Genomic DNA, 18,797 nt, shown 5'->3' on the forward strand with positions numbered 1-18,797 from the left:
TTCCTAGAGCGCCGACGTCTTGCGCTTCTCGAACACCTCACGGGCCACCGCGATGGCATTCAGCGCCCGCGGGAATCCGACGTACGGCACCACGTGGATCAGCGTCTCCACGACCTGTGCCGCACTGAGGCCGACGTTCAGCGCGGCCCCGATGTGAACGCGCAGCTGGGGGGCGGTGTCACCGAACGCCGTCAGCGCGGCGACGGTGACGAGCTGGCGGCGCCTCGGCGTCAGCCACGGACGCTGATAGACGTCACCGAAGGTGAATTCGACGATGAACCGGCCGAGGTCCGGGGCGATGTCCTTGAGCGACTCGATCACCTCAAGGCCGTGGTGACCGTCGATCTCCACCAGCTTCTCGGTTCCGCGCAGATAGCGGTCGCGCGAATCGTTCATGACCGGCGGCTCGAAGGTGACGCCCCGGTCGGCGAAGACCGTACGGGCGACGCCGACCGCGTTGAGCACCCGGGGGAAGCCGATGAAGGGCACGAGGTGGATCAGGGCCTCGATGACCTCCTCGGGGCGCACCCCGACGTGCAGCGCCGCGTCGATGTGGAAGTTCAGCTGCGGCGCGGTGTCGCCCTGGGCGGTCAGCGCCGCGACCGTCGACAGCTCCCGCTCGCGCAGATCGAGGCCCGGCCGGGCGTAGACGTCGCCGTACGCGAACTCGACGACGTAGCGCCCGAGGTCCGGGGCGATGTCTTTGAGTGACTCGACCACCGCCGCGCCGCGCTCGCCCGAGGTCTCGTGCAGGACGGCCAGTCCGCGCTCGTAGCGGGCGTTGTCGCCGGTGGCTGCGGCGGCCGCCGCCGGGGTCGGGGCCAGCAGGCCCTCGGCAAGGCCGATGCCGACGAGGGCGCCGCCGGTGAGCGTGGCGCGGCGGGTCATTTCGGTGGTGCTCCGTGAGGCGTTCATGGTGTCCGTCCCTGTTCCTGTCCGTTGGTTTCCGTCGATTCGAAAGGTGTGGGGCACGGGCCCGCGGGCACCGTGCCGATCGCGATGACGTTGCCCTCGCTGATGTATCCGTCCGGGTCGCGCAAGGGGTGGGCCGGACCGTCGGGGTCGAGGAAGGCCGCCCAGTCGCCCGCGATGCCCTCGACGGCCGCCTGCCGGGCGAACCGCGCGCAGGCGTTCCCGTAGAACCGCAGGGCGGACGGGCTCAGCGGAGCGTGGTGCTCCATGAGGATCGTGCGTTGGTGGACCGCCGTCAGTCCGGCCGCACGCAGCCGGCGGTACAGGTCACGGCCCCTGAGGAGCTGGCGGGCGTACCCGGGAGTCCTGGCGGACGCCCGGAAGAAGTCGGTGATCAGGAAGGGGTCCGCCGGGCGCACGGTGCTCAGCGAACCGTCCACGTCCTTGACCGCGACGAGCCCGCCGGGCCTGGTGACCCGGCGCAGCTCCGTCAGCGCCCGCGCCAGTTCCCCGTCGTCGAGGTACTGCGTCGTGTTCGCGCACCAGACGGCGTCGAACGTGCCGTCCGCGTACGGCAGGTCGAGGACGCTGCCCTGGCGCACCTCCACCGGTACGGCCGCGGGGTGGTCCCGCATCCGCGCGGCGGCGCGTTGCGCGCTCTCCGGAGCCAGGTCGACGGCCGAGACCCGGCCCCGCGCGCCGACGCGGTCAGCGATCAGGGGCAGGAAGGCGCCGCTGCCGCAGCCCGCGTCCAGCACGTGCCAGCCGCGCTCGATGCCGACGCCGTCCAGGGCGTCCCGGTAGTACGCGGCGCAGGCGTCGAAGTGCGGGTCCACGATCTCCTCGTGGGTGAACGCCAGTCCGGTGGACGTCGTGTACCCCCACCCCGCGTGATCCGCGGTCAGCATGCCGCGACCCCCGCTCCGGCCGTGATCTGCGCCTGGGCGAGCAGGCCCGTGAGGATCTCCGCGGTCGCCTCCGGCGCCTCCAGTGGAGCGAGGTGGCCGACCCCCGGAAGGGCGACGAGACGGCCGTTCGGCAGCTCTTCGGCCGTCGCACAGGCCTCGTCGAGGGAGACGAGTTCGTCCTCGGCGCCGATGACGACCACGGCGGGCACCTCGGCCGCGCGCAGGGCGGCCGTGGAGTCCGTACGGGCCGCGATCGCCCGCTGGGCCCAGGCGACGGACCGCGGCGGGGCCGCCAGCGCCAGCCCGGTCACCCGCTCCAGCAGCAGGGGCCGGCGGGCGCGGGTGGTCGCGCCCAGCAGCGACGGCGTCGTCGCGGTGACGATCCGGGCGCGCGCGGCATCGTCGAGGACCGCTTCGGCGAAGCGCAGGCGCTGCCCGGCCGCCTCCGCGGTGTCGGCGGTGCTCCTGGCCGCCAGCAGGGCCAGCGCGCCGACGCGGCGGGGGTGGCGGCGCAGGAAGGCCATGGCCACGTAGCCGCCCATGGAGCAGCCGGCGAGGGCGACGGCGCCGATGCCCTGCCGGTCGAGCTCACGGGCCAGTTCGTCGGCCACGTGATCGAGCGACGGGGCGCGGTCCGTGGCCGGCGCGGAGCCGAAACCGCACTGGTCGGGGGTGAGGACGCGGTGGCCGCGGGCGCGCAGCTCGCGGGCCGTCGCCTCCCACATGGACGAGTCCAGGGGCAGGGCGTGCAGCAGGACGACCGGGAGGCGGCCGGCGCCCTGGTCCGCGCCGGGGTCCGCGCTCATCGCCGCGCCGCCCGTTCCGCGTCGGCGACGAACCGCCGTACGTGCTCCGGTGGTTCGCACTCCCGGAGCCAGCCGAAGGCCACCGGTGAGGGCGGCAGGTCGTGCACCGGGACGACCTTGATGTCCGGCGGGACGACCGCGTCCAGGGACCGGAACGACACGTGGACCGCGCAGGTGCTCCTGAGCAGGTCCGCCATCGCGGTGAGCGTCGTCATCGGATGGACCCGGCGGATCGTACGGCCCCCGGGGGTCCGCGGCGGCACCACCAGGTCCCAGACGTGGGGCGGGAAGTCGCCGGGGCACCGGAAGCCCTCGTACTGCGCGACTTCCTCGACCGAAACCGAGGTGCGGCCGGCCAGGGGATGGTGGTCCGCGACGAGGACGGCCCGCCCGTCGAAGCCGACGGGACCGCTCACGGCGATGTCCGGCTCCAGCGGGTCGTACTTGACGATCATGATGTCAGCCCGTCCGGCGCGCAGCGGGCCGAACGGCTCGGTGACCTCGTACGGGACGTACTCCACCGCCGTCGGCGGGTGGCCGGCGGCCGCGACGAGACGGGACGCCAGGTGCGTGGAGCCGTGCACGCCGAGGCGGACGGGGCGCAGCGCGGTGGTGCGGGGGAACGGCATGTCAGACCTCCGTGGTCAGGCCGGCATAGGCCTGGAGTTCGTCCGGGCGGTGGACGTCGGTGTCGACGCGCAGCACGGCCAACTGCGCGCCCAGGCCGGTCAGACGCGGCACGAACCGCAGCGTCAGCCGGTCTCCGGGACCGATCAGCCCGTCCAGGACGGCTTCGGCCAGCAGGTGGTTGACGTGTACGAGCGCGTCGGTGACGGTCACCCGGGCGGTGGCGACGTACAGGTCACGGCGGACCGGGGGCCGCGCCCCCGGACGGCCGGGCACGGTCACGGTGGCCGACGCCCGACCGGCCGGCTCGTGCGAGGCCTCGAAGGCCTTCAGCAGCCGGCGCAGCGTGGCCGTCGCCGCGGCGGGCGCAGGTCCGGCCCAGGCCACCGAGTCGTCGCCGGCGACGTGGTCGAAGGCGAAGCGGTCCCGCAGGTTGGCCGGGCTGCCGGCCAGGTAGACGGTACGGGTGAAGGAGCGCCGCCACGCGTCCCGCGCCCCGGGTTCCAGGCCGAGGGCGAAGGCGCACGTCTCGCGCACCCACCGGGGCAGGTCGAGCCGGCCGATGACGACCACGGCGAGCACCTCGTCGTCCTCGCCGGCGCTCCCGCCGCGGAACTCGGCCCGGGCGGCGCGCAGGGCCCGCGCGCTGGACAGGTCGAGCCGGTCCGCGAGCTCCGGGCGGGCCGAGCGCACGCGGTCCGCGGCCGACTTGAGCAGGGCCGCCGAGGACAGCGGGAAGGACGGCGGGAAGGGCGGGTGCGGTGCGAGGGCCGCGGCCGCAGCCGGGTCGGAGGAGCCGGTCACAGGAACACCGCCGACAGCAGACCGGGATCGGGGGCGGGCCGCCCCTTGCCCAGGAGCGAGCAGGCCAACCGGTAGGGGTCGACGTACGCGTGGCCCCGCCGGTGCCGGTCCAGCGCGTCGACCAGCCCGCCCGCACCGGACGCGGCGGCGGCCGCGGACCGCTTGAGGAGCCGGGCGGCCACGGCGAGGCAGTGGCGCAGCAGGTCGTGGCGGAAGGACTGCTGCTGCCCAGGGCCGAGGGTCGCGATGAAGTACAGGCGCATGCCGAGCCGCAGCGCGCCGACGGCGTCCTCACCGGCGCCGTCCGCGTCGCAGGCCTCGACCGAGGCCCGCAGCAGCGCGCCGGCCGTGTGGTCGTGCCAGCCGCCGTGCCGGGCCGAGGTGATCTTGCCGTCGATGGGCACCCGGCCGATCGGCACCCGGCGCACCGTCGGCCCCAGCCGGGTCAGCACTCGGTTCAGCAGCTGGTAGTCCGCGTCGAGCTCGCGGTCGTACAGCAGGACGACCTCGTCGTACGAGGGGACCAGCGGCAGCAGTTCGCGCAGTGCGCAGGCCAGGTAGTTGGGGCGGCCGTCAGCCGTGACGATCCGGCGCAGCGGCATTCCGTACCGGGTGAGGTCCAGGTAGACGGGGCCTCCGCAGTGCCGCTGGTCCAGGACCAGGTCCACGGCGGCGAGCCGGTCGAGCATCTCTTCCAGCCCGAGACCGGGGGGCTGGTGCTTCCGCAGGCCGGGGTCGTGCATGCCGAGGCGCTCGTAGTGCCCGGCCCACAGCCGCAGCATCCGCTCGCTCGCGGGATGGACCCAGCCTCCGTGCTCGACGGCGTCCCGGTAGGGCCGCAGGACGTCGGCGCTCTGGCGCTGCCCGTCGCAGCGGTAGCGGACGTAGAGGTCCCCGATCTCCTCCTCGGAGAGCTGCGCGTAATCGGCTTCCCCGTGGGTGCGGTCGAGGTACTCCCAGAAGCCGACGGTCTGCTCGGTGACGTGGTAGGTGGTGTGGCTGTAGCGGTAGGTCACGGCGGCGAGCGGTGCGGTGGCCCGGAACATCACGTCGGTCCACAGCAGGCCCTTGAGGTGGCTGGGGGTCAGAGGTTTGGTGGGGGTGACCGTGACGGGTGCCAGCAGGACGTTCTTGCGGGGGAGCACCGTCATCCTTTCTCCTGGGCGGCGATGGCGTGCCGGAGTTCGGCGGGTGTCGGCGGCAGGGGGCCGGTCGGCCCGGCCGGTCGGGGGGCTGCGGCCGCCGCCCGTACGCGGGCCAGGAACTCCTCGTCGGCGAAGACCTCGGCGGGCGTGCTCAGGCTCGTCCCCATCCGGGTGAGCCCCCGCCACACGGTGCGGTCGGTGGCCGCCGCGGCGAGCGCGGCCGTCCGCAGCGCCCCGGGAACGGGCGCCGGTCCGGGCGGCTCGGGCGCCGGGGCCGCGGGAGCTCCGGTCCCGGCCCGCCACCGTTCGGCGCGGGACCGGGAATCGTGCGCCCCCAGCTCGTACCAGGGGCGCAGCAAGCGGTCGGCGAGGTCCGCGGCGGCCGGGCCCAACCGCTCGTCCGCCGCCGGGTGTTCCCCGATCAGCTCCGCGAGCCGGAAGGCGTGCGCGAGCGCGAGGGACATGCCGCGGCCGAACATCGGATCGGTGACGCAGGCGGCGTCCCCGGCCCGCAGCAGTCCGGCGACCGGGCGCTGCCGGCCGGCCGCCGCGCCGCGCAGGACGTTCGGCGGCATGGCGATGGCCCGTACCGGGCCGAGCGGCTCCGCCGCGTCCTCGTCGACCCAGGGGGCCAGGAACGGCGAGAGGCGGCAGGCGGTGGTGAACCCCCCGGGCGTGCGCAGGGCCGCCATCGCGCGGTCGCCGGGCAGCGCGCCGAAGGTGACGGCGAAGACGTCGTTGTCCGCCGGGTGCAGCACCGCCGAGTAGTGGTCCCAGATGCCGCCGGCCGCATTGCCCCGGTTGAGCGGGCCCGGCGGCGGGTCGTGGGGTCTGCGCAGCCGGTAGAAGCGGCCGAAGGCGTGCAGCCGGCTGGGGCCCGTCAGGTCCTGCGGCACCGGGACGCCCGCCGCGGCGAGCCAGGACCGGGACGCGCACCTGCGGCCGGACGCGTCCACCACCAGGTCGGCGGGGATCCGTTCGCCGCCGTCCGTCACCACTCCCGTCACCCGGTGCCCGGCCGGCCCGGTCGGGGCGGACAGGAGTCCGGCGACCGTCGTGCCGTGGCTGACGGTCACCCCGGGGAGGGCCTCGACGGCCCGGTGCAGCACGAGGTCCAGGACGGGACGGCGGACGAGCAGCGTGACGAGCTCCTCGTCCCCCGGCTCCCGGCCGGAGCCGGGGGAACCGGGGCCCGGGGGCGCCGCGGTGGTGAGGTCGACGAGCCGGGCCCCCTGCGCCAGCGCGGCGTCGAGGACGGCCGGTGCATGGCGGCGGAGCACGCGCACGCCCAGCGCGTTCAGGATGTGGTCGTGGGCGGCTTGCGGCACGGAGGGCCGCTCCCACAGCTCCGCGCTCTTGGCGGCCGGCCCGTCCGGCGGCGGTCCGCTCCTTTCCAGGACCCGCACCCGGTGGCCGCGCGCGCCGAGCGCCAGGGCCAGGGCGAGGCCGGCGATGCCGGCCCCCGCGATCACGGTGCCCGTCATGGTCAGCGACGCCTGCCGTGGACGAAGAACACCCGCCGCACGTCCTTCACCTCGCGCGGCGGCACCGGGTCGGGCCACCGCCCGTAGTCGGCGTCGGGCTCGCCCGGCTGGACGGCGCGCACGTCGAACCCGTACTGCGCGAAGAGGGCCTCGGGCTCGTCGGTGCCGAACACCCAGGGGCACCCCCAGCCCGCGAAGACGTCCAGCAGGCCGCGCATGTGGGGAAGGGTCAGGGCGGCCCCGTTGACGATGTCGGCGGCGATCTCGCTGCCGGGCGCGGAGATCGCGGCGACCCGCTCCAGCATCCGGTGCGCGTCGGCCTCCGGGATGTAGTACAGCAGCCCTTCCAGCAGCCACGCCGACGGCACGGCGGGGTCGTAGCCGGACGCGACGAGCCGCTCCTCCCAGTCGTCGGCGGTGAGGTCGACGGCGACCGTACGGTGGTCGACGCGGGGCCGGACACCCCGCAGCCGCTCGGCCTTGAAGTCGAGCACCGCAGGCCGGTCGACCTCGAAGTACCGGATGTGCTCGGGCCACGGGAGCCGGTAGGCGCGCGAGTCCATGCCCGCCGGGGCCAGCACGACCTGGGTCGTCCCCGGGTCCTGGGCCGCCCGCTGGAGCAGATCGTCGAAGAACCGGGTGCGGATGGCGTTGTAGTCCGGGGTGCTGGGCAGGGTCCGCGGCCGGTCGGGCGGGAAGGTCGCCGCCCGGATCTCGGCCAGCAGCTCCGGACCCGCCTCTCCGACCAGTCCGCCGGCGTACGGGTCCTCGTAGAGCCGGTCCTCGCGGCGGGTCTCGGCGGCCCGCAGCGCCGCGGTGAGCAGGGCGGTGCGTTCGACGGGGTTGAGCACGGGCATGGAAGGCTGCTCCTTGTCGTGGGGGGCGGGGTGCGGGTGCAGGGCGGCCGACGTGGGCTGCTGGTGGGGGGAGTTCAGCCGCGGGGCGCTGTGGTCAGGCGGTCCCAGAGGGCGTCGTCCTGCCGGAAGAGGCGGTCCTTGACCTGGGTGGGGCGGACGCCCGCGGCGACCGCCCCGTGCCAGTCCCGGTCGAACGCCTCGGCGTCCAGCAGGCGGACGGCGGGGGCGTCCAGCCGACCGGCCGCCCGGGCCCGTGCGTACCCGGCGGACTGCGCCGCGAGGGAGCCGTCCAGGGCGGCGGTGAAACGGGCGGTCTCGCGCTCGTGCCAGGGGGTGCGGGGGGCGATCGCGAAGACGTAGCGCGGGGTGCCCGGCACGGCCGCACCGGTGGCCCGTCGGGTGCCCCGTCCGACGACCTGTCCGGCAGCGGGTGCGACGGCCTGTCCGGCAGCCGGGGCGACGGCCGGTTCGACCCGGCACGCCACGTTGCGCAGGGCGAGCCCGCCGGAGTCCAGGGCCGTGTGCAGGGCCCTGACCACCTCGGCGTCGCGCAGTCGCTCACCCGCCGCGTCGGATCGGCCGCCCCGGCCCGCGTACTCCATCCGCGGCACTCCGCCGACGGTGTCCACGACCCGGACCACGTCGCCGACCGCGTACCGGTACAGCCCGCCGACATGGCTGAAGATCACGTGGTAGTCGTGGCCGGCTTCGAGCTCGTGCGGCAGCAGGGTGGCGCTGTCGGGGGCGAGGTCCTGGTCGGCGGGCACGAACTCGTACACCGACGCCGATGCGACGAGGCTGCCGGCCGACGCGTGCCGGTCCAGCGCCACCCCCACCGGACCCTCCGAGGCGGCCACCGGTGCCGGCAGCACGGCGACGCCGGAGCCGAACTCCTCGCGCAGCGCGGGCAGGTACAGCGAGGCCACACCGGTCGTCCAGCAGAACAGCGCCCGCAGCCGGGGCCACACGTGAGCCGGCCGTACGGTGCCGAAGTACTCCGCGAGCCGTTCGAGCTCGGCGGCCCGCTCGGGGTCCGGAGCCCGGTACGGCAGACCGCCGAGGGTGCCGTCCCGCACCTCCTTCACGATCCGCGACCACCACAGGTTCAGCTGGTAGGGGACGGCGGCGACCATCGCCGGGTTGATGCCGATCAGCGCCCGCAGGTCGCTCTGCACCGCCAGCCTGAGCCGCAGGTAGGCCCGTTCCAGGTGGTCGCCGGGCTCGGTGGGCACCGCGAGCATCGCCCACGGCGCGCCCGTGCCGGGCTCGGCGGAGAGGGGTTCGCCGAACCGGGCGCCGAAGTCCACCTGGCTGGCGCCCACATGGGGCCGGCCGTCGCCCGTGACGGGCGGGGCGCCGAGCGGATCGTGCTTGAGGTTGAGGACGGCGTCGGGCCGGTCCAGGACCTCCGGGAAGTGCTCGATCAGCGGGGCCCACGCAGCGAAGTAGAACGGCATGAAGGTCGTGCTCATGAAGCGCGGGGTGACGGGCACCTTCTTGTGGGCTCCGGTGCTGCCGCTGCTGGTGAAGTAGACCGCGGGCGCGTCCGCCGACAGCAGGTTGCGCTCCCCGGCGGCCGTCCGTTCGATCAGCGGGGCGTGGTCGGCGTACGTCCGTACCGGGACGGCCTCACGGAAGTCGTCCACCGTGAGGACGCGGCCCAAGCCGTGCTTCCTTCCGAAGCTGGTGGAGGCGTTGAAGCCCACCAGGTCGGTGAGGACGCGCTGCTGCGTGCCGCGCGGATCGGCGTGCTCGCCGGCCAGCCGGTCGCGCGCGGCGAACACCCGCTCGCGGTAGCGGCCGGTGTGGCCGGGGGCGTGCCAGACCGAAGAAACGTTCATGCGGTCAGCACCTCCCGTACGGCCCCGGCCGCCCGGTCGGCATCGGGCTGCTCGGTCAGCATCGTCACCGGCAACTCCCGCACCTCCTCCAGCAGCATCTTCCGCAGGTTCCTCTGGTAGCTCTCGAACTCCGTCCAGCTCCCGTCCTTGCCGTCGTACTCCAGGGCGTTGAGCCCCGCGCCGTCTCCCCTGCGGCGCCAGGCGGACCCGGGCGAGACGTCGAGGAAGACCACCCCGCTGGGCTGCGGGAAGGAACGCCACCAGGAGTACATCCGGCTGTCCTGGACCCCTGCCATCCGGCACTTCGCCAGGATCTTGTAGTAGTACGAGTCCACGAGCACCGGAACCTGCGGGTCCACCTCCCGCACCTGGTCCCGGAGGTGGACCACCGCCGTCTGCAGCACGCTGGCCATGAAGTCCACCGAGTACGCGCCACCGAGGCCCGGCAGCAGGTGGTCGTGCACGTCCTGCCGCAGCCGCGGGATCAGGGCGTGCTCGGGTGCCACGAACGCGCTGTCCGTCGACACCATCCGCCACTGCGGCAGCATCGGTACCAGGCGCCGCATGACCGAGGACTTGCCGGCCCCGTCGGGACCCAGCAGTACGTGGAACCGACGCCCGCTCATCGGACGGCGACCGTCACGGAGCGCCGCGCCAGACGCTCGCGCAGCTCGGCGTCGTCGCCCACGACCACGGGATGCCCCACGAGCTCCAGCATCGGCAGATCGGAGACGTGGTCCCCGTAGGCGTGGCAGTCGAGCGGGTCGACGTCGGGCCGGGAGGCCAGGTGGGCGAGCACCGCGGCGCGCTTGCCCTCGCCGATGACCGGGGTGGCGACCTCGCCGGTGTAGACGCCGTCCGCGATCAGCGGGCGCGTGCACAGGACCGTATCCGCCCCCAGCTCGTGCGCCAGCGGTTCCAGCAGGGGCGGGAACGAACCCGAGACCAGGACCAGGCTCGCGCCGGCCGTCCGGTGCTCCCGCAGCGCGTCACGGGTGGAGTCGATGTAGAAACCCCGGGTGGAAGCGGTGCGCTCGGTGAACCAGTCGTCCGCCAGCTGCCTGACCGTGTCCACCGACTCGCCCGCGTAGTGGCCGTAGTAGAAGCGGTTGATGTCCTCGCGGGGCGTCCCGCCGTCGGCGCGCCGACGGATCACCGCCATGATCCGCTCGTACTCCTCCTCGCCCGCCGCGCCGTGCCGGCGCACCAACTGGTAGTGGAGGAAGTCGAACATGCTCTTGACCGTGATCAGCGTCTCGTCGACATCGCTGAAGACGATTCGGGGCCGGTCCGGGTCCGGCAGGCGGGCGTTCATGACGTACGGACCTCCGCCCGTGCCGGAGACGCCGCCTCCGCGGCCGCCGCCGCGGCGGCCAGCGCCACGCCGTCCTGGAGGGAACGCTGCGCCGCCCGCGTCTCCTTGGCGTGCGAGACCTGGGTGTCGAAGGCCGTGAACCGGACCTCCATGCCCGCGGTCTCCGAACCGCCCTGGCTCACGGAGAGTTCGCAGTGGAACGTCATGCGGGTGCGGTGCGGGGTCCGGTGGGCCAGCACGTGGCACCGCACCACCGCGGGGAGCGGGAAGAGGAAGTTGCGGTACCGGGTGGCGAAGGAGTCGATGACGAAGTAGCTGCTGCCGATCGCCTCGGGCGGCAGGTAGTACTGCTCGGCCACCGCGATGAACATCTGCCGGCCCGCCTCCGTGGCCAGCATCCCCTGCATGTGCTGCCCGGTGAGGTGGTCGGACATCACCTCGTTGTCGCCGTCCACCAGCAGGTCGGCCTCGTACCAGTCGCCGCCGACGGGCCGCGGCTGGGAGATGAGCACGTTCTCGGGGCGGTGCTTGTGCGCGATCTCCCGCCCGGCGCGGGTGTGCAGCGCCTGGTCGTCGATGACGACCAGGTCCGCGAGCCCGCGCCGGGCCAGGGTGTCGCGTATGAACTGGACGTCGAACAGGGAGACGCCCTGCCCCACGCTCACGCGGACCTCGCCGGCGCCGTCCGGGAACCCTCCGCTCCTGATCTGGCGGGCCAGCTGGGAGACGGTGAACACGCCTTCGTGGTGGGCGAACTCGGCGAACACATCGCCCACGAGGAACAGCGTGCCGGGCTTGGCATCGTTGACCTGGGGTGATTCATGGGACATGGCTGTCGGCCTTTCCTGTTCGGGGTGGGGTGGGGGGCACGTCATTCGGTCAGACGGCGGCTCAGTTCCGGGAACATCGGGTCACTGCCCAGGGAGCCGCCCTCCGCCCAGCGGTTGCGCGGCACCTCCTGGATGTAGACCGTGATCTTGTCCAGCGGTGCTCCCGTGACCTTCCTGACGGTCCGGGTCAGCTCCTCCATGAGTTCCTGGCACTGGGCGTCGTCCTGGCCGTCCCAGGTGGTGACGGAGATGATGGGCATGGGACCCCTCCGGGTCTGTCTGGTCTTGCGCGGCGGCCGGTTGTCCCGCCGCGCGAACTGCTGGGTGCGCGGGCGGCGTCAGGGCCGCGGGGTCCCGGCCCCGGTGGTCCGGAGCTCCTGGAACGACGGGCCGCGCAGCTTGAGATGGGCGTGGATGTCGCCGCCGAGACCGAACTCCCCGATGGCACCGCCGTAGCTGCGCTGGTAGCTCATCCACAGCACGACCACGTTGATGATCCGGTTGGCGCCGGGAAGCTCCGGGTCCGGGAACGGGTCCGGCATCGTGGCGTGGTAGCGGCCGGAGCCGTCCGCGTCCGTGACGAAGACGTTCGGCACCCCGAGCGGGCCCGGCCGGGTGGGCCCCGCCGGATCGAGGTCCCGGGCGCGCAGTGACATCACCGTGTAGACGCTGTGGGGGACGAGCCGGGAGAACTCGAAGTCGAACGTCCCGGAGCGGCCGTCCGGGGTGACGGCGACCTCCAGGGTCCCGCTCGCCCGCATCCACTGGCCGAACGTCACCGGCGTGACGACCTTGGGCCCGTCCTCCACGCGCAGGTCCGGGATGGGGACCTCGTGGAAGGCGTGGCTCGGCCGCTCGACCAGGGCGGCGTCCGGCAGCTGCTCCGGTGCGAACAGCATGGGGTAGTTGTTGCACGGCAGGGGCAGCGGCAGCGTGTGGAGAACGACGTCCCGGTCCGCCCCTTCGGGGTCGGTGTCCAGCTCGCGCACCACCGAGTACGGGGCGAGGCGCCCGAACTCGGGAACCTCGGTGTCCGGCGAGACCACGGCCGCGCCCCACTCGGGCGCGGCCCCGCCCGCGGCGGTGGGCCGGTTGATCATGCCCACCACCACGAAGTTGCCGTCCGCGTCCATGACCTCGCTCGGCGGGTACAGCGGACCCTGGGTCGTGAGAGCGAGTTCGTACGTCTCCTTGCGTCCCGGGGTCGCGAGCGCGGCCGGGCGGGTCGCCGTACCGGTCTCAGACATCGGCACGCTTGTAGACGCGGGTGTACAGGCCGCTCTCGCCGCCCACGATGTAGCGGTCGCCCGCCTGCTGGACGATCTCCTGGTACTCGGGCGACGTGAAGACCGCCTGGTACTGCGCCGGCTCGCACTCGAAACCGGACACGAACATCACGCCGGGCTGGGAGCTGATCAGCGAGTGGTACGCCAGGAACGTCTTCACCTCGTCCGAGCGGCGGACGACGTCGAAGATGGTGTTCTCGCGCCACTCGCGGTACGCGGCGTACGTGCTGGGCTTCACCTCGATGTACCGCAGCTGCACGTAGGGCGTCTGCGGCACCGGGTCGGTGGTGTCCTTCGGCGCCTCGACGAACTCCAGGAGATGGCGCCGGAAGTCCGTGACGAGGTCGTCGGAAACGCTCTCCCAGAGCTTGTGCCAGCCCGCGTTCAGGCCGTTCAGCTCCGCGATGTCCTTGACCGGCGTGATCTCCAGGACGTTGCCGTCGTCCACGCTGACGTACAGGGCGCGGCCGGCCACCGGCTCCTTCTGGTTCAGCCGGCTCCACTCGGCCAGGACCTGGTCCACCCGGCCGGGGGCCACGGAGACTTCGTTGAGGACGAGCAGGGTGGCAGACATGGGGTATTTCCTCTCGAATCAAGCGTGACGGACCACGCGAGCGGCGGAATGCCGGTCGCGAAAGAGAAGTGGGGGGTGGGGGTGAAGCGGGGATGCGGAAAGGCGGAAAGGGAGGGGGAAGAGGGGGAAAGCGTCAGGCTACGGTGACGCCCTTGGACGCGATCACCGCTGCCGCCTCCGCGACGGTCTGCTCGGGAACGAGCTCACCCATCTCGATCTCGACGCCGAAGGTCTTCTGCAACCGCAGGGCCAGTTCTTCCAGCAGCAGCGAGTCGATCTCCATCGCCTCGAACGTGGTGTCCGGAGTGACATCCGCTGTCGGCACGTCCAGTTCGCCCAGAACCGTGACCACCCGACTGACGATCGAATTATCCATGAGATTCCTCCGTGAATCACTGGGAACGCCGACTTTCGCGTTGCGGGATCGGAGCGGGTGAATTCAGCGGATCGAATTCCTCCCCGTCCCACGGATTCATCATGGGTTCTGGGAACCGGCGGAGGAAGTGTCTCCTGATCATGGTGGTGCGAACACCACCGGCACGGAGAACCGGATGCGGAAACCCGGTGCCGGCACGTCGATCAGGCGGCTTCGGCGTGAGCGCCGACCAGGTCGTGCGGACGCTCGGCCGACTCGGCCCGGGGCCGGGGGACGTACAGCGTCAGCAGGGATTCGGGGCTCTCCGGCACGCTCATCACCACGCGGTCGAAGACCCGCACCCCGGACTGCGGGAGCGCGATCTTGCGTCTGCTCTGGTTCGGGCCGACCACCTCGTGACAGTCCCACAGCGTGGCGAAACGCGGGCTGCGCTCGGCGAGTCCCTCGGCGATCCGGCCGAATTCCCGGTCCTCCGGGAAACGGGCCGACTGCGCCCGGAACTGGGCGACCAGCCCCCGCCCCACCTCGTCCGCTTCCGGGTACTTCTCGCGCGTGGAAGGTTCGGTGAAGAACTTCAGCACGCAGTTGTCACCGCGGGCCTCGATGCGGAACAGGGAACGGGCCGAACGGCTGGCCAGTTCGATCCGCCCGTACCGGTCCGTGATGTACGCCGGATTGCGCGACCACCCCTCGACGAGCGCGTGCATCCGCGCGTACTCGCTGTCCCAGTGGTGGCCCTGCATGCGCTGCGGCGGATTGTGGCCGGCCAGCCGGAAGAAGTAGTCGCGCTCCACGTCCCCGAGCCGCAGGGCGTTGCTGACCGCATTCACGATCCCTTCGGAGACGTTGATGTCCCGCCCCTGTTCGAGCCAGGTGTACCAGGACACCCCGACCCCGGCCAGGGCCGCGACCTCCTCGCGCCGCAGCCCCGGAGTACGCCGGCGCTCCACGTTCACCAGTCCGACTTCCTCCGGGGTGATCTGCTCCCTGCGCGCCCGCAGGAAATGCCGCAGCCTCGCCCGCCGTAAAAGTCCGGATACCGGGGGAGATGCAGTCGTCTGCATTCCTCGACCTCTTTCCAACTGAAGAAAATTTCCGAAGTGCGCCCGACTGGCAGACCCACCGGTGGTGTTGGCACCACCCCGTTCGACAGACACTCCCTCCCGCCGGAATCCGGCGCCACACTGACGGCATGTTCCACACAGCGGCGAACATCCCGGCAAGCACGGCGGCGGGTACGGCGAAGAGCGTTCCGGCGAAGAACGAGGCGGCCCGGCTGCGCCTGTTCTGTTTCCATCACGCGGGCGGCAGCGCCTGGTCCTTCTCGGGCTGGGGGCAATGGCTCGGCCGCGGCGTGGAGGTGGTGCCCGTGTCCATGCCCCCCAGGTCGGTGCCCGCGGCCGGCGTCCCCGGTGCCGTCAGCACGATGGACGCCCTGGTACGTGAGGTGACAAGGCAGCTGACCCCCTTCCTCGACGAGCCCTACGCGTTCTACGGACACAGCATGGGAGCGCTGGTCTCCTACGGCGTGGCACAGCGGCACGTCGCCGCGGGACGGCGCCCGCCCGCCTGTTTCGTGGCCGGGGCCCACCGCGCGCCGCACGTCCAGGCTGCGCCCGACCTGACCGTAGGGCTATCGGATAGAGCGTCCCTTGAGCTGCTGTTGGGCCTGGGTGGAGCCGGACGACTGCTGCGGGAGAACCCCGCACGGATGAAGGTCGTCGTCGAACGCCTCCGCGAGGACCTGCGGGTATGCGGCACCTACCGGCATCCGCAGGCGGGCCACCGGCCCCTGCCCTGCCCGGTCCACGTGCTGCTCGGCAGCCATGACCCGCTGGTCCCCGTGGCGGACGCCGAGGCGTGGCGCTCGCACACGAGCGCGGACTTCTCGTTCCGCTCCCTCCCCGGGGGCCACTTCTTCAACCGGGAACACAAGGACCTGTTCTTCGCCGAGTTGGGGAGCATCCTCGGGGCGGTGGAGAAGTGAACGGGCGGACGTGCACGTGCCCCGGAGGCCGCGTGTACGACCTCAAAACACGCGCCCGTGTGATTCCCGCCGCTGACACCGGCTGCCGGTGTGACCTACCTTCGGGCGGTATGGACGCCATGCCCTTAGGGACCGACCGGACCGACCGTACGAAGAAGAAGCGCACGGAGCTGGCGCACTTCCTGCGGAGCCGCCGCGCAGCGCTCTCCCCCGAGGACGTCGGACTGGTGACCTCCGCCCGGCGCGCCCGGGTCGGCCTCCGCCGCGAGGAGGTCGCGGTCCTCGCAGGGGTGAGCGCGTCCTGGTACGCCTGGCTGGAACAGGGCCGCCCCATCAAGGTCTCGGACGGGATACTCGACGCGATCAGCCGCGCCCTGCGCCTGAGCGAACTCGAACGGGTGCACCTGTACCGGCTCGCGGACGCCAACCCCCCGCTGCCCCTCTCCGATCCGGACCTCCCGGACTCCGGACTGTTCCAGCGGATGGTCGACACCCAGCTGTTGGGCCCCGCGTGCGTCATCGACCGCTACTGGGAGATCCTCGCGGTCAACGAACCGGCGGCCGATGTGCTGCGCCTGGGCCGCGACGGCAACGACAACTTCCTGACCAGCCTGTTCACCGGCTCCCACGGCGAGCGGTACCTGAACCGGCCCGAGGTGGCCCGCCGGATGACGGCCCGGTTCCGGCTCCAGTCCTCGTACGGCTCCGACGATCCGCGCTACGAGGAGATGGCGGACCGGCTGGCCCTCGACGACCCCGGGTTCTCCCAGCTGTGGGAGCGCCACGAAGTCGAGGAGTTCATGCCGACGACGGTCGAGGTCGACCACCCCGAGGATGGGCCCGTCCCCTTCATGCTGTTCACGATGGACCTGGACGAAGCCGCCCGCACCCGGCTCCTGGTGTACCTGCCGCCGGGCATCTCCGGGCCCGTCGCGCCCTGGCCGTAGGACCGCCGGTCCCCACCCCGCTGCCACGAGGGTGGTGGTCCCACCACCACCAGCGGCACCCATAGCGCCAGCACGGTCTGGAAGGGCTCCGCCCGCCGCCGGACAATCGTCGGGTGGCCCGCCCCCGAGCGGAGAGCGGCCCGTTCCACCGTGCCCCCCGGTAGCGGCGTCCCGCACCGGCAACTATGGAGGCCCCCCTTGACTCATGCGTTGCCCCATGGCCGAGCAGCGGTCCTCGCCGGGCTCGGGACGTTCGTCCCGCCCCGCGTCGTCACCAACGAGGACCTGTCCCGGACCATGGACACCTCGGACGAGTGGATCCGCACCCGGACGGGCATCACCCAGCGGCACTGGGCCGACCCGGGGACCGCCACCGGCGACCTCGCCGTGGCCGCGGGCGAGCGGGCGCTGAAGTCGGCCGGCTCCGACGACGTCGACCTGGTGGTCCTCGCCACGACCACTCCGGACCACCCGTGCCCGGCGACGGCTCCCGAAGTCGCCTCCCGGCTGGGCCTGGCGAACGTGGCCGCCTACGACATCGCGGCCGTGTGCAGCGGCTTCGTCTATGGGCTCGCCTCCGCCGCGGGCGCCATCGCCGCCGGCATCGCCGACCGCGTGCTGGTCATCGGCGCGGAGACGTACTCCACGATCCTCAACCCCGACGACCGCACCACGTCGGTCATCTTCGGGGACGGCGCCGGGGCCGTGGTGCTGCGGGCCGGAGACCCCACCGAGCCCGGTGCGCTGCTGGGACACGACCTGGGCAGCGACGGCTCGTTGAAGGACCTCATCATCGTCCCGGGCGGCGGTTCACGGCAGCGCTCCGCCGCGGCCGCACCCGACGCACCCGAACCGGACCCCGCCGACGCGTACTTCAGCATGCAGGGCAAGCCGGTGTTCCGGCACGCCGTGACCCGGATGGCCGCCTCGTCCCAGGCCATGCTCGACCGCGCCGGCTGGGCGGCGGATTCGGTGGACTGGTTCGTGGGCCACCAGGCGAACGTACGGATCCTGCACGCCGTGGCCGACCAGCTCGGCATGCCCAGGGACCGGACGGTCGTCAATCTCGACCGCGTCGGCAACACCTCCGCCGCCTCCATTCCGCTGGCCCTCTCCGACGCCGTTGCCGGTGGCCGGATCACACCGGGCGACCGTGTGCTGATGAGTGCCTTCGGCGGTGGCGTCACCTGGGGCTCGACCGCTCTGGTCTGGCCCGACATCGTCGCGAACTGACACCCGTACACCCCGTATCCCCGTACACCCCGTATCCCCGTATCTCCGTTTACCCCGCATCCCCGTACTCCCGAATCCCTCCAGTCGGCCGCCGGTCAGTGTGACCGGCGGCCGACTTCCGTGTCGTCCGAGGAGATCTCCCATGACCGAAACGACCAACCCCCAGACGGCGCCCCCCCGAGCCGCGAAGCCGCTGGCCATCGGCATCCTGGGCGCGGGCAACATCGGCCGCCCGCTCGGCCGGCACTGGGTGGCGGCCGGGCACCGCGTGACCTTCGGCTCCCGGGACCCGGGCCGGCTCGTCCCGTTCGTCGAACCGCTGGGCGACCGGGCCCGGGCCGCGACGTACGCCGAAGCGGTCGAGGCCAGTGACGTCGTCCTGCTGTCCGTCCCGCACCCGGCCCTCGACGAACTGCTGGACCGGCTGGCGCCCCGGCTGGCCGGCAAGACCGTCATCGACGCCACCAGCCCGATCGGCGTCTCGGAGGACGGACTCTTCGTCTCCCTGCTCGGACCGGGCACCACCCGGGGCAGCAGGACCGCCGAGCGGCTGCCCGACGCGTCCGTGGCCCGTGCGTTCACCCACTTCCCGGACGAGCTGCTGTGGTCGCGCGGCACGCAGCAGCGGCACTTCTGGGGCATGGGCATCGCCTCCGACGACCCCGGCGCCCGGGAGGTCACGCAGGGCCTGGTGCACGACGCCGGCTTCGTACCGGTCCACCTCGGAGGCCTCAAGGAATCGGCCGCCCTGGACCCCGGCGGCGTCCTCTTCGGGTACGTCTCCACGCCCGCGGGCCTGCGCGCCGCGGCCGCCCTCTGACGGACCGACCGACGCGGACACCGGAAAACGCAAAGGGACCGCCTG

At 72.8% G+C, this 18,797-nt stretch carries 21 protein-coding genes; 4 read left to right on the forward strand and 17 right to left on the reverse strand.

All coding sequences use genetic code 11. From position 1 onward, the window contains the following. Positions 1-3: 3 nt before the first annotated feature. The 17 genes from OG974_RS27950 to OG974_RS28030 all read right to left on the reverse strand — a co-directional run bounded on the left by OG974_RS27950 (position 4) and on the right by OG974_RS28030 (position 14,829). Positions 4-915: a carboxymuconolactone decarboxylase family protein gene (locus OG974_RS27950; RefSeq protein WP_327285432.1), complete on the reverse strand. Its 912-nt coding sequence runs from the start codon at positions 913-915 to the stop codon at positions 4-6. After that, positions 912-1,820, reverse strand: a complete 909-nt coding sequence (locus tag OG974_RS27955; RefSeq protein WP_371644802.1) for a class I SAM-dependent methyltransferase — start codon at positions 1,818-1,820, stop codon at positions 912-914. Before OG974_RS27955 ends, OG974_RS27950 begins: the two co-directional genes overlap by 4 nt. Then, complete coding sequence (locus OG974_RS27960; protein WP_327285434.1) at positions 1,814-2,626, reverse strand: alpha/beta hydrolase; 813 nt, start codon at positions 2,624-2,626, stop codon at positions 1,814-1,816. Before OG974_RS27960 ends, OG974_RS27955 begins: the two co-directional genes overlap by 7 nt. After that, the gene (locus OG974_RS27965; protein WP_327285435.1) at positions 2,623-3,255 is read right to left on the reverse strand and encodes a LysR substrate-binding domain-containing protein; all 633 of its coding nucleotides are present in this window, start codon (positions 3,253-3,255) and stop codon (positions 2,623-2,625) included. Before OG974_RS27965 ends, OG974_RS27960 begins: the two co-directional genes overlap by 4 nt. Position 3,256: 1 nt before the next feature. Continuing rightward, positions 3,257-4,057 (reverse strand): DUF6182 family protein, encoded by an 801-nt coding sequence (locus tag OG974_RS27970; RefSeq protein ID WP_371644804.1) that lies wholly within the window; start codon positions 4,055-4,057, stop codon positions 3,257-3,259. Further along, positions 4,054-5,208: a hypothetical protein gene (locus tag OG974_RS27975; protein WP_327285437.1), complete on the reverse strand. Its 1,155-nt coding sequence runs from the start codon at positions 5,206-5,208 to the stop codon at positions 4,054-4,056. Before OG974_RS27975 ends, OG974_RS27970 begins: the two co-directional genes overlap by 4 nt. Further along, positions 5,205-6,686, reverse strand: coding sequence for a hypothetical protein (locus OG974_RS27980; RefSeq protein ID WP_328763705.1), 1,482 nt, complete (start codon positions 6,684-6,686; stop codon positions 5,205-5,207). Before OG974_RS27980 ends, OG974_RS27975 begins: the two co-directional genes overlap by 4 nt. Before the next feature lie 2 nt (positions 6,687-6,688). Beyond that, positions 6,689-7,543, reverse strand: coding sequence for an SAM-dependent methyltransferase (locus OG974_RS27985; RefSeq protein ID WP_327285439.1), 855 nt, complete (start codon positions 7,541-7,543; stop codon positions 6,689-6,691). Positions 7,544-7,617: 74 nt separating this feature from the next. Next, positions 7,618-9,384: a GH3 auxin-responsive promoter family protein gene (locus tag OG974_RS27990; RefSeq protein ID WP_327285440.1), complete on the reverse strand. Its 1,767-nt coding sequence runs from the start codon at positions 9,382-9,384 to the stop codon at positions 7,618-7,620. Beyond that, complete coding sequence (locus tag OG974_RS27995) at positions 9,381-10,010, reverse strand: hypothetical protein (RefSeq protein ID WP_327285441.1); 630 nt, start codon at positions 10,008-10,010, stop codon at positions 9,381-9,383. The genes OG974_RS27990 and OG974_RS27995 overlap by 4 nt, the downstream gene beginning before the upstream one ends. After that, positions 10,007-10,699, reverse strand: a complete 693-nt coding sequence (locus OG974_RS28000; protein ID WP_328763709.1) for an HAD-IB family hydrolase — start codon at positions 10,697-10,699, stop codon at positions 10,007-10,009. Before OG974_RS28000 ends, OG974_RS27995 begins: the two co-directional genes overlap by 4 nt. After that, entirely contained in the window at positions 10,696-11,529 is an 834-nt protein-coding gene (locus OG974_RS28005; RefSeq protein ID WP_327285443.1) for an AfsA-related hotdog domain-containing protein, read from the reverse strand. Before OG974_RS28005 ends, OG974_RS28000 begins: the two co-directional genes overlap by 4 nt. 41 nt (positions 11,530-11,570) lie before the next feature. Continuing rightward, a complete protein-coding gene (locus OG974_RS28010) occupies positions 11,571-11,789 on the reverse strand; it encodes a tautomerase family protein (RefSeq protein WP_327285444.1) in 219 nt (72 codons plus the stop codon). A 78-nt stretch (positions 11,790-11,867) separates the two neighbouring features. Next, positions 11,868-12,776, reverse strand: a complete 909-nt coding sequence (locus OG974_RS28015; RefSeq protein ID WP_371644809.1) for a hypothetical protein — start codon at positions 12,774-12,776, stop codon at positions 11,868-11,870. After that, positions 12,769-13,389 (reverse strand): hypothetical protein, encoded by a 621-nt coding sequence (locus tag OG974_RS28020; RefSeq protein WP_327285446.1) that lies wholly within the window; start codon positions 13,387-13,389, stop codon positions 12,769-12,771. The genes OG974_RS28015 and OG974_RS28020 overlap by 8 nt, the downstream gene beginning before the upstream one ends. A gap of 133 nt (positions 13,390-13,522) precedes the next feature. Next, a complete protein-coding gene (locus tag OG974_RS28025) occupies positions 13,523-13,765 on the reverse strand; it encodes an acyl carrier protein (RefSeq protein ID WP_054222253.1) in 243 nt (80 codons plus the stop codon). Between the two features lie 203 nt (positions 13,766-13,968). Further along, on the reverse strand, positions 13,969-14,829 hold the full coding sequence (locus OG974_RS28030) for a helix-turn-helix transcriptional regulator (RefSeq protein ID WP_328763713.1): 861 nt from the start codon (positions 14,827-14,829) through the stop codon (positions 13,969-13,971). A 128-nt stretch (positions 14,830-14,957) separates the two neighbouring features. Here OG974_RS28030 and OG974_RS28035 point away from each other — a divergent pair, with 128 nt between their 5' ends. The 4 genes from OG974_RS28035 to OG974_RS28050 all read left to right on the forward strand — a co-directional run bounded on the left by OG974_RS28035 (position 14,958) and on the right by OG974_RS28050 (position 18,752). Then, entirely contained in the window at positions 14,958-15,752 is a 795-nt protein-coding gene (locus OG974_RS28035; protein WP_328763714.1) for an alpha/beta fold hydrolase, read from the forward strand. A gap of 110 nt (positions 15,753-15,862) precedes the next feature. Next, positions 15,863-16,699 (forward strand): helix-turn-helix transcriptional regulator, encoded by an 837-nt coding sequence (locus OG974_RS28040; protein WP_327285450.1) that lies wholly within the window; start codon positions 15,863-15,865, stop codon positions 16,697-16,699. 198 nt (positions 16,700-16,897) lie between these two features. Beyond that, positions 16,898-17,932, forward strand: a complete 1,035-nt coding sequence (locus OG974_RS28045; RefSeq protein ID WP_327285451.1) for a beta-ketoacyl-ACP synthase III — start codon at positions 16,898-16,900, stop codon at positions 17,930-17,932. Positions 17,933-18,074: 142 nt separating this feature from the next. After that, positions 18,075-18,752, forward strand: coding sequence for an NAD(P)-binding domain-containing protein (locus OG974_RS28050; RefSeq protein WP_327285452.1), 678 nt, complete (start codon positions 18,075-18,077; stop codon positions 18,750-18,752). Positions 18,753-18,797: the final 45 nt, after the last annotated feature.

The organism is Streptomyces sp. NBC_00597 (assembly GCF_041431095.1).
In the GTDB taxonomy this organism is placed as follows: domain Bacteria; phylum Actinomycetota; class Actinomycetes; order Streptomycetales; family Streptomycetaceae; genus Streptomyces.

Coding starts and splice junctions, on each gene's coding strand:
- OG974_RS27985 (WP_327285439.1), bottom strand. CDS start 7,543: ATGCCCGTGCTCAACCCCGTCGAACGCACCGCCCTGCTCACCGCGGCG.
- OG974_RS28035 (WP_328763714.1), top strand. CDS start 14,958: ATGTTCCACACAGCGGCGAACATCCCGGCAAGCACGGCGGCGGGTACG.
- OG974_RS28030 (WP_328763713.1), bottom strand. CDS start 14,829: ATGCAGACGACTGCATCTCCCCCGGTATCCGGACTTTTACGGCGGGCG.
- OG974_RS27950 (WP_327285432.1), bottom strand. CDS start 915: ATGAACGCCTCACGGAGCACCACCGAAATGACCCGCCGCGCCACGCTC.
- OG974_RS28000 (WP_328763709.1), bottom strand. CDS start 10,699: ATGAACGCCCGCCTGCCGGACCCGGACCGGCCCCGAATCGTCTTCAGC.
- OG974_RS28020 (WP_327285446.1), bottom strand. CDS start 13,389: ATGTCTGCCACCCTGCTCGTCCTCAACGAAGTCTCCGTGGCCCCCGGC.
- OG974_RS27955 (WP_371644802.1), bottom strand. CDS start 1,820: ATGCTGACCGCGGATCACGCGGGGTGGGGGTACACGACGTCCACCGGA.
- OG974_RS27960 (WP_327285434.1), bottom strand. CDS start 2,626: ATGAGCGCGGACCCCGGCGCGGACCAGGGCGCCGGCCGCCTCCCGGTC.
- OG974_RS27990 (WP_327285440.1), bottom strand. CDS start 9,384: ATGAACGTTTCTTCGGTCTGGCACGCCCCCGGCCACACCGGCCGCTAC.
- OG974_RS27965 (WP_327285435.1), bottom strand. CDS start 3,255: ATGCCGTTCCCCCGCACCACCGCGCTGCGCCCCGTCCGCCTCGGCGTG.
- OG974_RS27975 (WP_327285437.1), bottom strand. CDS start 5,208: ATGACGGTGCTCCCCCGCAAGAACGTCCTGCTGGCACCCGTCACGGTC.
- OG974_RS27995 (WP_327285441.1), bottom strand. CDS start 10,010: ATGAGCGGGCGTCGGTTCCACGTACTGCTGGGTCCCGACGGGGCCGGC.
- OG974_RS28025 (WP_054222253.1), bottom strand. CDS start 13,765: ATGGATAATTCGATCGTCAGTCGGGTGGTCACGGTTCTGGGCGAACTG.
- OG974_RS28040 (WP_327285450.1), top strand. CDS start 15,863: ATGGACGCCATGCCCTTAGGGACCGACCGGACCGACCGTACGAAGAAG.
- OG974_RS28015 (WP_371644809.1), bottom strand. CDS start 12,776: ATGTCTGAGACCGGTACGGCGACCCGCCCGGCCGCGCTCGCGACCCCG.
- OG974_RS28050 (WP_327285452.1), top strand. CDS start 18,075: ATGACCGAAACGACCAACCCCCAGACGGCGCCCCCCCGAGCCGCGAAG.
- OG974_RS28005 (WP_327285443.1), bottom strand. CDS start 11,529: ATGTCCCATGAATCACCCCAGGTCAACGATGCCAAGCCCGGCACGCTG.
- OG974_RS27980 (WP_328763705.1), bottom strand. CDS start 6,686: ATGACGGGCACCGTGATCGCGGGGGCCGGCATCGCCGGCCTCGCCCTG.
- OG974_RS28010 (WP_327285444.1), bottom strand. CDS start 11,789: ATGCCCATCATCTCCGTCACCACCTGGGACGGCCAGGACGACGCCCAG.